General features: G+C 69.6%; 11 protein-coding genes and 1 pseudogene. 6 read left to right on the top strand and 6 right to left on the bottom strand.

Annotated features, from left to right (window positions below; translation table 11 throughout):
• Positions 1–1,459, top strand: a 1,459-nt coding sequence (locus tag Q0066_RS02620; protein ID WP_298129776.1) for an RICIN domain-containing protein, incomplete at its 5' end; no start/stop codon positions are given.
• A gap of 4 nt (positions 1,460–1,463) precedes the next feature.
• Here the strand turns inward: Q0066_RS02620 and Q0066_RS02625 are convergent.
• From Q0066_RS02625 to Q0066_RS02645, 5 genes are all read right to left on the bottom strand, one after another.
• Complete coding sequence (locus Q0066_RS02625) at positions 1,464–4,340, bottom strand: BTAD domain-containing putative transcriptional regulator (protein WP_298129777.1); 2,877 nt, start codon at positions 4,338–4,340, stop codon at positions 1,464–1,466.
• Positions 4,341–4,373: 33 nt separating this feature from the next.
• Entirely contained in the window at positions 4,374–4,964 is a 591-nt protein-coding gene (locus Q0066_RS02630; protein ID WP_298129779.1) for a DUF998 domain-containing protein, read from the bottom strand.
• A 206-nt stretch (positions 4,965–5,170) separates the two neighbouring features.
• Positions 5,171–6,289, bottom strand: coding sequence for a magnesium and cobalt transport protein CorA (locus Q0066_RS02635; protein ID WP_298129780.1), 1,119 nt, complete (start codon positions 6,287–6,289; stop codon positions 5,171–5,173).
• Positions 6,290–6,409: 120 nt separating this feature from the next.
• Positions 6,410–7,156: a class I SAM-dependent methyltransferase gene (locus Q0066_RS02640; RefSeq protein ID WP_298129782.1), complete on the bottom strand. Its 747-nt coding sequence runs from the start codon at positions 7,154–7,156 to the stop codon at positions 6,410–6,412.
• Between the two features lie 9 nt (positions 7,157–7,165).
• Positions 7,166–9,898: a LuxR C-terminal-related transcriptional regulator gene (locus Q0066_RS02645; RefSeq protein ID WP_298129784.1), complete on the bottom strand. Its 2,733-nt coding sequence runs from the start codon at positions 9,896–9,898 to the stop codon at positions 7,166–7,168.
• A gap of 224 nt (positions 9,899–10,122) precedes the next feature.
• Between Q0066_RS02645 and Q0066_RS02650 the strand changes: the two genes are divergently transcribed.
• The 5 genes and pseudogenes from Q0066_RS02650 to Q0066_RS17525 form a co-directional block, all read left to right on the top strand.
• Positions 10,123–10,731, top strand: a complete 609-nt coding sequence (locus Q0066_RS02650; protein WP_298129786.1) for an alternate-type signal peptide domain-containing protein — start codon at positions 10,123–10,125, stop codon at positions 10,729–10,731.
• A 110-nt stretch (positions 10,732–10,841) separates the two neighbouring features.
• Positions 10,842–11,417: a hypothetical protein gene (locus tag Q0066_RS02655; RefSeq protein WP_298129788.1), complete on the top strand. Its 576-nt coding sequence runs from the start codon at positions 10,842–10,844 to the stop codon at positions 11,415–11,417.
• Position 11,418: 1 nt separating this feature from the next.
• Entirely contained in the window at positions 11,419–12,753 is a 1,335-nt protein-coding gene (locus Q0066_RS02660) for an RICIN domain-containing protein (protein WP_298129789.1), read from the top strand.
• A 48-nt stretch (positions 12,754–12,801) separates the two neighbouring features.
• Entirely contained in the window at positions 12,802–13,503 is a 702-nt protein-coding gene (locus Q0066_RS02665) for a hypothetical protein (protein WP_298129790.1), read from the top strand.
• An 86-nt stretch (positions 13,504–13,589) separates the two neighbouring features.
• A pseudogene (locus tag Q0066_RS17525) lies at positions 13,590–14,042 on the top strand (signal peptidase I); the annotation flags it as partial.
• A 111-nt stretch (positions 14,043–14,153) separates the two neighbouring features.
• On the opposite strand, the gene Q0066_RS17530 reads toward Q0066_RS17525, so the two are convergent.
• Complete coding sequence (locus Q0066_RS17530) at positions 14,154–14,366, bottom strand: YrdB family protein (RefSeq protein WP_366521492.1); 213 nt, start codon at positions 14,364–14,366, stop codon at positions 14,154–14,156.
• Positions 14,367–14,496 lie beyond the last annotated feature (130 nt).

Consider the following 14,496-nt stretch of genomic DNA (forward strand, 5'->3'; position numbering starts at 1 on the left):
GGGGCAGGCGAACCACACCTACCTCACAGGAGGAACCATCATGCGCAATGCTCGCATCAGGCTGGCCGTCCTGGCCGCCGCGGGGCTGCTGGTCAGCGGCCTCGGCACGACCGGCGCCGCAACGGCGCTGGCCGACCCCTCACCCGCAGGAGCCGTAGTCACTGCGGTACCCAAGCCCACCACGAAGTCCTCGACGACGCTCGTCGTGGCGCCGTCGATGGCCACTCGCCTGCACCGAGCGCGGGTGTCGTTGAAGGCGCTGGGTCGGGCCGCCAAGCACATCGACGCCAAGGGACGGACGGTGGTGACATTCCCGACCACCGGCGCGCACCCGACCGAGACGGCGGTCACCCACTCCGGTGGCCTGGCGTTCAAGCGGTCGGCGAAGACTCTGCGGCTGGACGCGTTCAGGCTGAACCTGAACACCAGGTCGCTGAGCGCACGGGTCGATCGGAGCGGTCGCGCCGATGTGTTCCGAGTCAGCCCCGGCCGCACCGGTGCCGATGTGAGCCGGATCCGGCTGAGCGCCGTCACCGCGCGACTGCTCAATGCCCAGTCCCGCACCAAACGATTCGCCAAGGGCCAACTGTTCGGCACTGTTCAGCTGCCCCCGACGCTCGGCACAACAGAGTCAGGGACGACCGGATTGACCATCACCGTCCGCAATCACACTCGCTACACGCTGGAACTCCTCGACGCCGACCCCGGTCACGGCCAGCTCACCTCCACCCCGAAGCAGACCCTGACGCCGGGCAGCGACCGGCAAGAATCCGCCTCCTCGGTCGACACGATCAGCTACGCCAGCAACGACTCCCACGGGGGCGATGTCTCGCTCACCTACCGGATCGACGGCACCGAGTTGACCGTCGCTGCGAACTTCAACGTGCCGACGGCCGGGCGGAATGTCGCCGAGTGCAACCAGAACGACATCGTCGACTACGAGGCGTGCACGATCGGATGGGGTTGGCACCCGACCGCCACCTGGACGCCGATCACCAACACCGCCGCGGCGCCATTCCCCGACCTGAGCTACAGCGGCGGCACCTGGCAGTTCAACAAGCTCGGCACCTCCGGAGTCAAGGCGCTGCAGGTGAACGACGGCGCCGGCGACGACGGCGCGACCGTCACCCTTTCGGAGGCCACGCGCCAGCAACACTTCTACTGGAAATGGCAGCCCGTCGGCGACCAGGGCTGGGGGCAGCTGGTCAACGCCGCCACCGGGAAGTCCCTGGAGCGCAACGGCACCACCGGGGTCGTGGACCAGTGGACGTGCGTCGGCAGCGACAACGAGCTGTGGCGCTCGGTGTGGAATCCGAAGGGAGGCAGCACCCTGCAGCTGAAGTACACCAATCAGTATCTCGGTGTCGATGTCGACTCGGGCAACGTGGTGAACGGAACCGTGCCGGTCCTCCGCGACGCTCTCGACCACTACACCAGCTGGGGAGCCATCAACGGCTGAGCGGTCAGGACGCCTGGCGCGCGGAGGCTGGGCCGCTGGCGGTCGGGCCGGTGGCCGGGAACCATTCGTCCAGCAGCACGGACGGATCGAGTGAGGTTCCCAGGCGCTCGCCCGACCGCCACAGGCGTTCGTAGCCGGAGGCCGTCATCGACCGGGTGAGTTCGTCGATGACCGTGGTCGTGGCTGGCAGCCGCGGCCACGGCAGGCCGTCGCGGGCATGCCGGGAGGACGCTGCGGCGAGGCACCGGACCGCCTCGCTGCGGCGTCCGGCGCGGTGCAGCAGGCCGCCGAGGTCTTCGAGCAGTTCACTGGTCGGGTGCATGGCCAGCGCGCGATGCGCCTGCGCGAGGCGTGCCGCCCAGCCCATCGCGGCGCCGTGGTCGCCGTCGCGCGATGCCGAGACAGCGCACAGATAAGCGGCCACGAACGCCGCGAACTCGTTGCCCGCCGGGTCGCGGAGGATCTGTTGGGCGTCGAGGACGGCGTCCGCCCGCTCGGCGGAGTCGAGCAGGTGCATGTCCGCCAGTGCACGCGCCCGGATGTGAACCTGCGGCAGACCGTGCCGCCGGCCCACCCGCATCGCCGCACGACTGACCCGCAAGCCCACCTCGTGGGCCTGCGCCACCCACGTGCTCACCGCGGCCAGCACCAGGGCCTGGCCCACCAGCGACGCCGACTCCTCGGCGGGGTCGGCCAGATCGGGCAGCTCGTCGGCGATCCGCGCCGCGGCGACCCGGTCCTGGCTCAGCGCCCGCGCGCACAGGCCGAGCAACCGGGCCAGCGCGGCCTCGCATCCGGTGAACCCGCCGGACTCGGCGGCCGTGACCGCACAGCGATACCAGTGGGCCGCCTCGAGCAGCTGCCCCCGCTCGAACCAGTACAGGGTGAGCCGGGTGAGCAGTTCCAGCCCGGACGGCGCCGCGGCATCCACCAGGTTAGAAGTGAGCGCGGCTGAGACAGCCGACTGATTCGCCAGGATCCATGCGGATGCCTCGGCCTGACCGCTCTGACCGTCGAGCGGAGCGCGACGAACCGAGTCGATCACCCACCGATCACAGGCGCCCCGCACCGCAACACGATCGCCCGGGTCGAGCAGCCGCGCCGCATGCGACCTGGTCGGCACCAGCTGGCGGAAGGTGGTCACGCCGTTCCGATCGGCGGGGCGGGTGGAGATCAACAGCGACCGATGGACCAGCCCGGCGACAAGGCCGGGTGCCTGGTCGGGGCTCAGCGGCGGCACCGAGCACAGCGCGGTCGCTGCTTCGAGCGTGACAGACCCGGAGAAGACGGCGAGACGGCGGTGCAGGAGCTGTTCGTCGGGGCGGGCCAGCCGGTAGCCCCAGTCGACGGCGTCCAGCATGCTGGCCTGTCGCTGCGGGCCTCGGCCGCTGCGCGACAGGCCGGCCACATCGTCGGCCAGGCTCGCTGCGACCTCGTGCAGTTCGAAGACTCGGGCGCGGGCGGCGGCCAGCTCGATGCCCAGCGGCAGCCCCCCGACCGACTCACAGATCTGGTAGATCTCGTTGCGGTCTTCGATCCGATCGAAGTCGGATCGCATGCCGGCCAGCCGGTCCACGAACAACGCCGCGGCGTCCTCGGCAACGAGCGGCGCCAACTGGACGATGGACTCGCCGGCAAGGTCGAGGGGCTCCCGACTGGTGGCGAGCACCGTGAGTCCGGGGGCGCCGTCCAGCAGTTCGTCGAGGAGGGAACGGGCCGCGTCCAGCACCTGCTCGCAGTTGTCGACGATGAGCAGGACCTCTCGGGAGCCGAGGTGTTCGGCCAGCATCCGACGGACCGGAATGTCGGCCCGCGGAGCGAGTTCGAGGGCGGTGGCGACCAGCTCGCCGAGTCGGGCGACATCACCCTCGTCGGGCCGGACCCCGGCCAGATCGACGAACCACGCCCCGTCCGGATAGCGGGTGCGCAGACGGTGGCCGGCTTCGATCGCCACGCGCGTCTTGCCCACGCCGCCCGGTCCGGTGAGGGTCACCAGGCGGTGCACCGTCATGCGCTCGGCCAGTTCGGCCACGGACGCGTCCCGCCCGATCAGCGTGTTCCGTCGGCTGGGCAGGCGGAGCGGAGCATCCTCCCGGGTGCGTTCCGGCGATGCCGGCGGATCGAGTTCGGGCGACTGGTGGAGGACGGCGGCCTGGAGCGAGCGCAGGGCCGGGCCGGGATCGATGCCGAGTTCACCGGACAGGATCCGCTGAGCGGTGCCGAAGGCGGCCAGGGCGTCCGCCTGCCGTCCGCTCCGGTAGAGCCCCAGCATCCGCTGGCCCCAGAGTCGCTCGTCGAAGGGGTACTCCTCGAGTAGCGGCAACAATGCGTTCAGCGCGCGCTCCGGCTGGCCGGTGTCGAGCAGTGCCTGGACATGGCAGCTGGCCAGGTCGAGCCGGCGCTCGGTCAGTTCCTGGCGAACCGCGGGCAGCCACGATGCGTCCGCCAGCGACGCGTAGGGCTCCCCTCGCCAGAGCAGCAGTCCTGCCTCACTGAGAGCGAGCGCCTCCTGTGCTTTCCCGGAAGTCAACGCCTGGTTGGCCCGGCCGGTCAGCACCGTGAAGCGACGGGAGTCCACGTTCTCGGCCGGCACCGCCAACAGATAGCCGTCACCCTGCTTGCGCACCACAGTCGCGGCCGCTCGGGCGCTACGGCCGGGCTCGAGCACGCTCCGCAGTCGCCACACCACCGTCTCGAGCGCCTGGAAGGTGCGCGCCGGGGGCTGGTCTGCCCAGGTCGCTTCGATCAGCGCGTCCGCGGACACCGGCTCGCCGACGGAGGCCAGCAGCCGCGCCAACACGGACGCGATCCGGCGGCCGGGCAGGGCGACCTCGAGATCGTCCATCTCAACCCGCAACACCCCGAGATCGCGAAACTGCACCAGGTCACCCTATTCGGGGTGGCCCTCGCGTCGTCAGGCCGGGCCGAGCACGACGGCCACTGCCGCGAACCAGCCGATGAAGCCGAGGTAGATCAGCCGTTCGGCGAGACCGAACAGGCGACGCGGGCCCGGGTGGGCCGCTCCGGTGATCACGATCACGCTTCCGATCGCCATCAGCGCACCGGCAGTCAGGGACACCGACCAGAGCAGCTGTTCGCCGGCAGCGGCCAGGGGGTACCAGGCGAGGAATGCCGACGCCGTCACCGTCGCGAAGGCGACTGTTGCCAGGATCGAGTGGGTTCGTCCGCGGACCGATCGGGCTGTACCGGGTGCGTCCATCGGGAACAGCGGGATCAGTGCCCGGGCCACGGCGAACGCGGACAGCGAGCCGACCGCGGCACCCGTCCCTGGAATCTGCGAGATGAGCAACGCGACCGCCACCCCGGTGACGGCCGCTGCGCCGGCCGCCACCGTATAGGCCGAGCGGTAGCGAGTCAGGGCATAGCCGCTCACCGGGTCACGCAACGCCGACAGCCCGGTCCGCGCCAGATGCAGGAAGCCGAGCGCTGCGACCATCGTGGCGACCCCGGCCAGCGCGACGATCATGCCTACCCGGGTCATCATCGACCCCGTCCTCGTTGCGTGTGGTACATCACCGTCTCCCTCCCCGATCCGAACCCGACCTGGGAAGTGTCGGACGGCGGACTCTCAACGCACTCTCGGCCAGCCGGCCAGGGACAGAATTTTGAGCGCGACATGACGACGCTGGGGGTCCCGCTTGATCCGGTGAGGGGTGCTCAGCCTTGCGGAGCTGATCGCTGCCGATCCGGCTACATCCACTTCTTCCACTTGAAGATCAGGTACAGCAGAAGCGCGAAGGCGACCATGGCACCGATCGCCATCGGATAGCCGATCGTCCAGTGCAGCTCAGGCATGACGTCGAAGTTCATCCCGTACACCGCCGCGACCAGGGTGGGGGCGAACAGGATCGCCGCCCAGCCGGAGATCTTCTTCATGTCCTCGTTCTGGCGCTGCGCAACCAGCGTGGCGTTGACGTTGAGGATCTGCGACAGTGCGTCGCGCAGTTCGCCGGTCTCTCCGATCACGTGGCCGAGATGGTCGTCCAGATCCTGTAGGTAGGTGAGCAGCTCGGCGGGCAGCTGATACTTCTTCGCGCCGACCTGCAGGCGGCGCAGCACCTTGGACAGCGCCGTGGTCGCGTGCAGTAGATCGATGACCTCTTCGCTCAACCGGTAGATGCGTTCGGCGGCCGCGGCGTCACCGCTGAACACCTGGCGTTCGATCTGTTCCTTGTCGGTCTGCAGACCGTCCAGCACCGGGAAGTAGCCGTCGACGATGATGTCGAGCAATTGATAGACCAGCGCTTCGGGTCCCAGTCGAAGCAGTTCCGGGTTGCTGAGCAGTGCCGTGCCGTCACCTAGTGGCGCGTCTCCACCGTCCATGCCGGCGGAGATCACCGTGCCGTCGACCAGGCGTCCGTCCTGGCAGACGATGACCAGTGCCTCGGACTGCACCAGCAAGTGGAACTCGCTGAACTCCACCTCCTCGGTGGCGTCGATGTAGCGGGCCGACCGGACGACGACGAACAACACCTCGCCGTAGCGCTCCACCTTCGGACGCTGATCGGCCTGCACCAGGTCCTCGACCAGCAGCGGATGGAGCTGCCAGGCGGAGGCCAACTCGGCGACCACCTCAGGCGTCGGGTGCGACACCACCGTCAATGACATCCGCCCCTCACCGCTGCGGGCGAACTCCAGTGCGTCGGCGAAGGTATCGGTGCTCGACAGCTGCTGCGGGACGCCGTCCACGATGCGCCGGGTCAGGATCGGGATCGAGGTCGGCATCACTTCCACCGGCTGTCGCTTGCCGATGGTGCGTCGGCGGAGCTCCCAGCCGAGAACCTCCAGGGGCGAGAGGGGTATGGCCATCGTGCTTCTCCCTACGACTGTCAGGTCAGTTCATGCACCAGCGGGCGCCCGAACGAAGGGTGTCACGAGATCAGCACGAATCGGAAACGCGTTCGGCCCCCTCGCCTCGGGTCGGTCCGATCACTCTCTCGAGAGCACGACGGTGATCTCGGTCTCGGACGGCGCCGCGGGCGAGCCGTCCTCACCGAGCACGCCGGCGACGGTCAGTCCGGCGCGCGAGGCGAGCGCGGCGAACCCCTCCCTGGTGTGCCAGTGGAGTTCCCACTCCCGGTCGACGACCTCAGCCGTTCCTCCGGTCACGCGTCGGTAGCGGAGCAGCGTCCGCTGCGTGCGGGCGAGCTCGTCCCGTTGCTGGGACAGGAACGACACCAAGATCTCGTCGCCCCGCTCGTCGACGGCGGTCCTGGTCATGCCGAGTTCCTCGGCGGTGAGCGGCTCAGGGACGAATAGCGGGATCCAGGCGACGCCACCCGGCGCCAGGTGGGCCCCGATCCGCTCCAGCGCCCGCAGCGCGAAGGCGTCGTCGGTGAGCAGGTTAAAGCCGGGCCCGGCCAGGAAGATCAGTCGATAGCTGCGGTCCAGGTCGAGCTCCTCCATCCGCTGGTGATGCACCACCACGTCGACCCCGGCCCGGTGTGCCTTCGCGCGGCAGACCCGCAGGATGTCGGCGGAGGAATCGACACCCTCGACGTCGAGGCCGGCCGCGCGCAGCTCCACCAGCGGATCACCGCCGCCGCAGCCCAGTTCCAGCGCGGGTTCGCCGAACCGCCGGATCAGGCCCAGATATTCGGCCGCCTCCGGCACGGATCCTCGAAGCGGCTCGTACAGCTCAGCGACGAGCCCGGTGTAGAAGTCGGCTGCCTCCATGGTTCTGCCCTACCCCAGGATGCCCATCCGGCCGGCCTGCAGGATGGCCTCTTCACGGCCGTTCACGCCGAGTTTGCGGTAGACCGACGCCAGGTGCTTCTTCACCGTGCCCGGGGTGATGAAGAGTTCGGTCGCGGCCCTGTTCGCGCTGCGGTGCTGGGCGATCGCCTGCAGGGTGCGCAGTTCCATCTCGGTGAGCCGGTAGTAGCGCTTGGCGCGCGCCGGCTCGGGCACCTGCTCGATCATCTCCATCAGGTCACAGACGCCCGCCTCCCGGGCTGCGACGGCGAGCTCCCGCAGCGGTTCGTAGGGCACGTTCTGCAGCCTCGACGGCAGATTGTGGCGCTCGAGCAGCACCGTCGCCTCGCCCAGCATGAAGAAGGCGTCGTCGCGCCGTCCGCAGCTCCATGCGGCCACCGCGCTGATCAGAAAGCGGTCGACCCGCTGTCGTTTCGTGGTGCCGGGAAGGGCGACGTGCTGCGCGGCGAGAAGCGCCTCCACGTCGTCGCCGGAGAACAGCAGAAGCCGCGCCCGCTCCAGCCGGATCAACGGGCTGTCGCCGGACGCGGTCGCCAGCAGCCCGGCTGCGGTCGGCAGATCTCCCAGCGAGCTGCAGAGCATCACCTGGTATCCGAGCAGGTACTCCGACCAACCGCGGGTGGACCGCGGCAAGTCGGGGATCTCCGCCAGGCCCGCGCGCAGATGGGCCAGTGCGGAACAGGTGGTGCGGAGCCGCCGGATCCAGGCGGCCTGCGCGACGACCAGCAGCGGCCAGTATTCGAGGTGGGGACCGAGAGGGCCGAGCCTGGCGTTCGCGCGCTGCAGCAGGGCTGGATCGCCCAGTTCGTACGACAGATGTGCGCGAGCGACCTCCGCGCCCGCCCAGGAGATGCTCGGCGCCACCGCGCCGGTGCGCTCGATGAGTTCGTCCATCTCGGCGAGAGCGGCCGCGCAGCTGCGCATATCGCCTTCGACCAGCTCGGTGAAGGCGAGGCCGCCGAGCGCGACCAGCAGCCAGCAGTTGCCGGCATCCCGGCCGCGGCCGTCCGACCCACCCGTGAGGCCGTCGGCGGAGCCGGCGATCATCCGCTCGGAGCGGCGCTTCAGCCGATGCAGATTGCGTCGTGCGCAGTCCAGGTCGCCGGCCATGATCGCGGTGGTGGCGGCGAAGTGGAAGTAGGCGGGCAGGAAGCCGCTGAAGACCGGTGTGCCGGCGACGGGTGCATGTTCGGGCGCGGCCGTCGGGTCGTCGTCCACCTGGCTGGGCGTGAGCAGGCCCTCGATGTGTTGCAGGATCGCCAGCGAGGCCTCGGGGCCCTCCAGCAGTCTCGCGACCGCCATCGCCTGGCAGAGCAACGGAAAGTGCAGCGGGCCGGGCGGCGTCGCGATGCCCTGCGGCAGCCGGTCCTCCAGCCCCCGCGCCCAGATCCGCACCAGGTGCAGGATCCTGTCCGCGGACACGTCGGGCTGGGGCAGTTCCAGGAAGATCAGCGCGAACGTGATCGTCGGGTGCGCGAGCATCGCTTGATCGGGCACGGCACGCAGCAACTGGGCCCGGGCACCAGGTTCGGCGGTGATCACCGCGAAGTCGCGGCCGAGCACGAGCTCGGCCGCGTCGTAGCGGCCCGCGGCGCAGTACAACCGGAAGGCCGAGAAGGGATCGCTGCTCTCCAGCTCTGCTGCGCGGCAGCCGTACAGCTCGGCGCGTTCGGCGGTATCCATGGTGTGCGCGGCGATGTCGCGCAGCGGGGCCTGCACCGACCGGTGACAACGGAACTCCACGGTGTGCGCCGCGGGCAGCTTCACCAGCAGGCCGGACTCGATCAGCCGCTGGGCGATGGCGAGTGCCTCCTCAGAGCCGGTGCCGAGCAGCCGCGCGAGCTGGGCGAGGCTGATCGCGTCGAGCTGGGCGGCGGCCAGCAGCATCCGCCGCGGTCGCGGGTCGAGGACCTCGAGTGAGGCGAGGGCGAACGCGGTGAGGCCGGCGACGGCGTCCAGGTCGTGGCTTGCGGGCGAACCGAGCCAGCGGCGCCCTTCGGCGGTATCGAGATACAGCTCGTCGGAGCCGAGCTTCAGCGCGGCGCCGATGGCGAGCGGCCAGCCGTCGGCTTGCTCGAGCGCGTTGTGCAGGTCCCCGTCCGAGGGCACGCCGAGCGAGGCGGCGAAGTCGTGCGTCTCGTCCGGGGTGAGCGCGAGCTGGCCCGGCCCGATGCGCAGGACGCGGAGCTTCGCGCTGACCAGCGGCCCGTCGAGCAGCGTCACCCTGCGGCCGATCACGACGAGCCTCAGCAGCGGTGAGGCGGCCGACAGCTCGGCGAGGGCGCTGTCGTTCTGCGCGCTGGTCGCCTGGTGATAGTCGTCGACAACCAGGGTCAGCGGCGACGTCACTCCCGCCGCGATCCGGATCGTCGCGCGCACCGGATCGTCACCCGGCGCAGCCACGCCACCCGAGAACGGTGCCAGTTCCTGCGTGAGCGAGTGCCAGAGGGCGTCCGGGCCGGAGCGGCTGTCACCCACCCAGCGGACGTCGAGCGGCGAGCCGCTGCCGTCCAGCCACACAGCCACGGTCGCGGTCTTGCCGTAGCCGGACGGGGCGCAGAGCACCGTCAGGCGCTGCGAACCGGGGACGGTGCCGGCCTCGCCGAGCCGTTCGAGCAGACGGGGCCGGACGGGAAGCCGCAGTCCGCCGGCATTGAAGCCGTTCGGGCGCGCCGCGACGGCATTGTCATAGGTACTGAGCATTGGGCAACTCTCAGGTGGGGGGTGGTGTCCAGCCCGTGGTTACAAAGGGGAATATTTGGGGGAAGGTTCGGGCCGAAGTGCACCCTGCCCATCCCGGCTGTAGGTACGTTCAGTATCGCATTTGAGCCGCGATGAGTGAACCTCGCCGAATTCCGATCGATGTTTTCCTCGAGCCGCCATGCGTACCGGATTTCTCCACACCCCCAACAGATAGAGAGACCAACGTGAAGAAGACGACCAAGGGTGCCATCGCGTCGGGTGTAGCCGTCATGCTGCTACTCGGCGGCGGCGGAACCCTGGCCTACTGGAACGACACCGCGAACCTCGGCGGGTCGAACACCATCACCGCAGGCACGCTGACCGTCGTCGCGAACGGCACCCCGACGTGGAACATCCAGCACTCCAGTGGTGCGGCCACCGCTGTTGCCAACATCAGCGATGTCCGCATCGTGCCCGGCGACGTGCTCACCTACAGCGTGCCGGCGACCATCACCGCCCAGGGTCAGAACCTGCGCTTCCAGGTGGGCCTGGCGGGCGGGTCCGTTGCAGCGCCCGGCGGCAATGCGGCGGGAACCGCGCTGGCCAGCCGGCTCACCAACTCCGCGGTCTTCGCGGTGACCGGTGCGACCCCGGTCGGCGCCGGCGGGAACACCTTCGAGCACAAGAGCAACACCAGCAGCAGCTATGCCACCGCCATCACGGCCACCATCAGCTGGCCCTTCGGTACGGCGGGTTCACCCACCCAGGACAATCCGGCGAAGACGGGCGCGGTCGATCTGTCGAACTTCGCCCTGACCGTCACTCAGGTGGACGGCAGCATCACTATTCCGTAATGCCACAACCGGGGCGGGCGAATTGTCCCGCCCCGGGCATATCGGCGCCGCGGGACGGAACCTCTCCGCCCGGCTGTGCGCGATTTTCCCGCGCCTGAAAACGGAGATTCATGACACCCAGCAATGAGCCACGCGGCCGTCGGCAGAACCGGCCGCTGCGCGCGCTCGCTCGGGCGACCCTCGCCGCGAGCGTCGCGATGGTGATCGGCCTCAGCGGTGCCGGCGGCACCTACGCCTTTCTCACCGGCACCGCGAACGCGCCCGGGGCGTCCCTGACCGCCGGAACGCTCGGACTGCAGCTCAACGGTGCGAGTTCGGCGGCGCTCGGCGCCTTCGCGGTGTCGCCGAACACACCGGTGGCCAAGGCGTTCAGCGTGAAGAACACCGGGGATGTCCCGGCCACTCTGGCGGCCGAGATCGAAGCGACCAGTACTCCGCAGATCTCCTCACGCGCACTGGCCCGGATCACCCAGGTCGCCAACACCGCCGCCTGCACCACGGGGCTGGGCGGCACTCAGACGGCGCTGCACGGCTATTCCGCGACGCTCGGCGGCGGCTCGCTCGCGGCGGGGGCCACCCGCTGGTTCTGCTTCGAGGTCGCACTTGCGGCCAATACCCCCGCCACTCTCAGTGGCCAGGGCTTCGGCTTCGGCATCACCATCAACGGCAGACAGAGCACCAACTGAGATGGCGAAACCCAGCAGTCCCGGCAGCGCGCGATCATGGATCGCCCGGCATCGTCTCGCGCTGATGGCCGGCATCACCGCGTTCGTCATGACCGCCGGCGGTACCGCGGGATGGGCGTACTTCACCGCCAGCGTCGGCGGCACCGGGTCGCTCAGTACCCAATCGGTGTCGGTGACCCAGGCCGGCTTCGGCGACATGGACGAGAAGTACCTGCCCAGCGAACTGAGTGCGACGGGCAGCTTCACGGTGACCAACACCGGCAGCATTGACGGCACCGCCACGGTGACGATCGCGGCGCCCCAGTCGTGGGCGAGCGGATTGCCCATCCGGGTATGGCCGACCACAGCAGCTGCATGCGGTGCGACCAACCCGCCGGGTGCTGCGCTCAGCGGCACCTGGGCCGCACCACCCGCCCTCACCCCGACGCTGGCCGCCGGCGCCTCGATCACCTACTGCGTGCGCACCACCATCGCCGACTGGAAGGAACTGACCTCGGCGAGCGGCTCACAGCAGGCGAACCCGGCGATCAACGTCTCGCTCAACGCGGCAGGCTGGGTAGCGACGACCGCGACCGGCACCAGCCACGTACAGCAGACCGCCGGCATGTACCCGCTCACCACCGGGTTCTTCGACGAGTCGTTCTCACGCTGGCACACCGTGAGAGCGAACGCCGGCACCGGCTATTGCCTCGATGTCAACGCCAGTGGTGGCACCGGGACCGCGGTGATCTCCTACGGCTGCCACAACGACTCCAACCAACGCTGGGAGTTCGTTCCGGTCGCTGGCACCAGCCAATCGCTGGTCACCGTCCGGCCGCGGCACGCCATGGGTACCCGCCTCACCTACAGCAGCGGCAACGGAACCATCCAGACCTCGTCGACCGGAGCGGCTGCCCAGCGGTGGTACGTCCAGCAGATCGATGCGAACCGTTTCCAGCTGGTCAGTGCGGTGACCGGCCTGTGCCTGAGTCTCACGGCGACGTCGTCCGCCGCTGCCGCCATGGTCGCCTGTGACTCCAGCAGCGCACAGCTCCGGTTCGAGCGCGAGCCGCTGACGATGGCCACGTCCGGCAGCACGATCACCCTGACTTTCGGGGGCTCGAACATTCCCGGCGGCACGCTGCAGCGCTGCACCAACGCCGCCTGCACTTCTTGGACGGCAGTCGCCAGCATCGCGAGTGGGGCGACCAGTGTCAGCTTCGGCCGCACCAACATTCCGAACAACAGCACTGCGACCTTCCGGATCATCGACGGCTCGTCCAACGTGCTCTGGGACGGCATCCAGCTCAGGCGGACCAACACCAGCACGGTCGCCGCCGTCGCGGGGATCGGCTAAGCGGTGGTGAGGTCGACAGCGAGGTCGGTTCGTGGCGTCGCCGCAACGATGGCAGGTCTGCTCCTTGGGCTGCTCGGCAGCGTCCTTCCGGCAACCGCCGCAGGTAACGAGTTGCTGGTCTCGCGCGACGGCGTCCACTTCAGCTCCGGCAGCACGTTGCCGCTGTTCACCGGCATGGGCAGGGTCGTGCCCGGTGACCGCCGCAGCGAGCAGATCTGGGTGAAGAACGACTCCATGGTGGACGCTGTGCTGCGCGTCGATCTCATCGACCCGCACACCGACGATGCCGCGCTCGCTGCCGCCTTCTCACTGAGCGTTGCGTACACCGGCGGGCAGAGTTCACCGCCGGTGACGATCGAGGTCGGCGTCCGGAATGGAAGCTGCACGGTGCTGCGCGACGGCGTGGTGCTCCGGCCCGGCCAGGACCTGCGGCTGCGGCTCACCGCCGGGGTGGATGCCGCACTCGATCGGCGGCACGGCCAGCGCGGCACCGTCGGATTCCGGCTCCGCGGCGTGCTGGTCGACGCCGCGGCCGCTGAACCGGTCGTTCCCGGCAGCAGGTGCGGTCTGCCGTCCGAGCCACCCGCCCCGCCGACCGATCCCGGACTGGACCAGCTGCCGACCACCGGCTCGGGCGCCTGGCTGCCGATCGGCCTGGTGGGCGGAGCCTCGATCGTGGCGGGGATCATCTTCTGCGCGCTCGCCTGGCGCCGTCATAGCCACGATGAAGCCACCCGGGAGGAACCGTGACCACTCGCACCGCCCGACGATCCGCCGAATCGCAGCCCGAACCGGATCAGGCCTCGGGAGCGCCATCCTCCACCCGGACGCATCCGATGCTGAGCGCCCTCGCCACCGGACTGCTGGGCGCACTGCTGGTGCTGTTCCTCGGCATCGGCGTGGCGGCGATCGTGGTGCCCGCGGCCACCGGTTCGCTTGCGCTCACGGTGCGCACCTCGTCCATGGAGCCGACGCTGCCGGCCGGAACTTTGATCGTGGTGCGGCCGACTGAGCTCGCGGACCTGGTTCCGGGCAAGGTGCTCACCTATCAGTTGAAGAGCGGCGAGCCGACTCTGGTGACACACCGCATCACCCAGCGGATGCTGCTCGCCGACGGGTCACCGGTGTTCACCACCAAGGGCGACGCCAACCCGCAGCCCGACCTGGCACCGGTGAAGCCGGTGCAGGTCAAGGGGACCGTCTGGTACGCCATCCCGTATCTCGGCTGGGTGGCCACCCTGCTCACCGGCGAAGCGCGGACGGTCGTCGTGTCGATCGTGGTCGGTGGGCTGCTGCTCTACGCCGCGTGGATGTTCACCTCGGCGGTGCGGGATCGCTTCACCAAGCGGAACACGGCCGTTCACGATGGTGAGCAGCGGGACGCCCACGAATCTGAACGCTCAGCGTCGCAGGACGGCAAGCGCGATCCGGTCGACCGCCCAGACCAGCACACCGATGACCGCAGCGATGCCGAAGCCGACGGCGACCAGGCCCGCACCGGTACCGATGAACAGCGCGGCTTCGATCGCCAGCACGGCCGCCGGCGGCAGCGGCACCCTCGCCTTGGGTGACAGGAACAAGCCCCAGACTGTGCCGACGGCCACGACCGCCACGAGGGCGGCGGGCCAGGCCCACCACCCCGGGGTGTGCGTGCGGCTCTCTTCCCGGACGCCGACGCCGGGGACCTGCTCAACGCCAACGCTCTGGATCCCTCGACCAGGTGGCCCGCCTTACAGGGCGGCC

The organism is Micropruina sp., from assembly GCF_027492755.1.
Classification (GTDB): domain Bacteria; phylum Actinomycetota; class Actinomycetes; order Propionibacteriales; family Propionibacteriaceae; genus Micropruina.

Coding starts and splice junctions, on each gene's coding strand:
- Q0066_RS02630 (WP_298129779.1), bottom strand. CDS start 4,964: ATGATGACCCGGGTAGGCATGATCGTCGCGCTGGCCGGGGTCGCCACG.
- Q0066_RS02635 (WP_298129780.1), bottom strand. CDS start 6,289: ATGGCCATACCCCTCTCGCCCCTGGAGGTTCTCGGCTGGGAGCTCCGC.
- Q0066_RS02640 (WP_298129782.1), bottom strand. CDS start 7,156: ATGGAGGCAGCCGACTTCTACACCGGGCTCGTCGCTGAGCTGTACGAG.
- Q0066_RS02645 (WP_298129784.1), bottom strand. CDS start 9,898: ATGCTCAGTACCTATGACAATGCCGTCGCGGCGCGCCCGAACGGCTTC.
- Q0066_RS02655 (WP_298129788.1), top strand. CDS start 10,842: ATGACACCCAGCAATGAGCCACGCGGCCGTCGGCAGAACCGGCCGCTG.
- Q0066_RS02660 (WP_298129789.1), top strand. CDS start 11,419: ATGGCGAAACCCAGCAGTCCCGGCAGCGCGCGATCATGGATCGCCCGG.
- Q0066_RS02665 (WP_298129790.1), top strand. CDS start 12,802: ATGGCAGGTCTGCTCCTTGGGCTGCTCGGCAGCGTCCTTCCGGCAACC.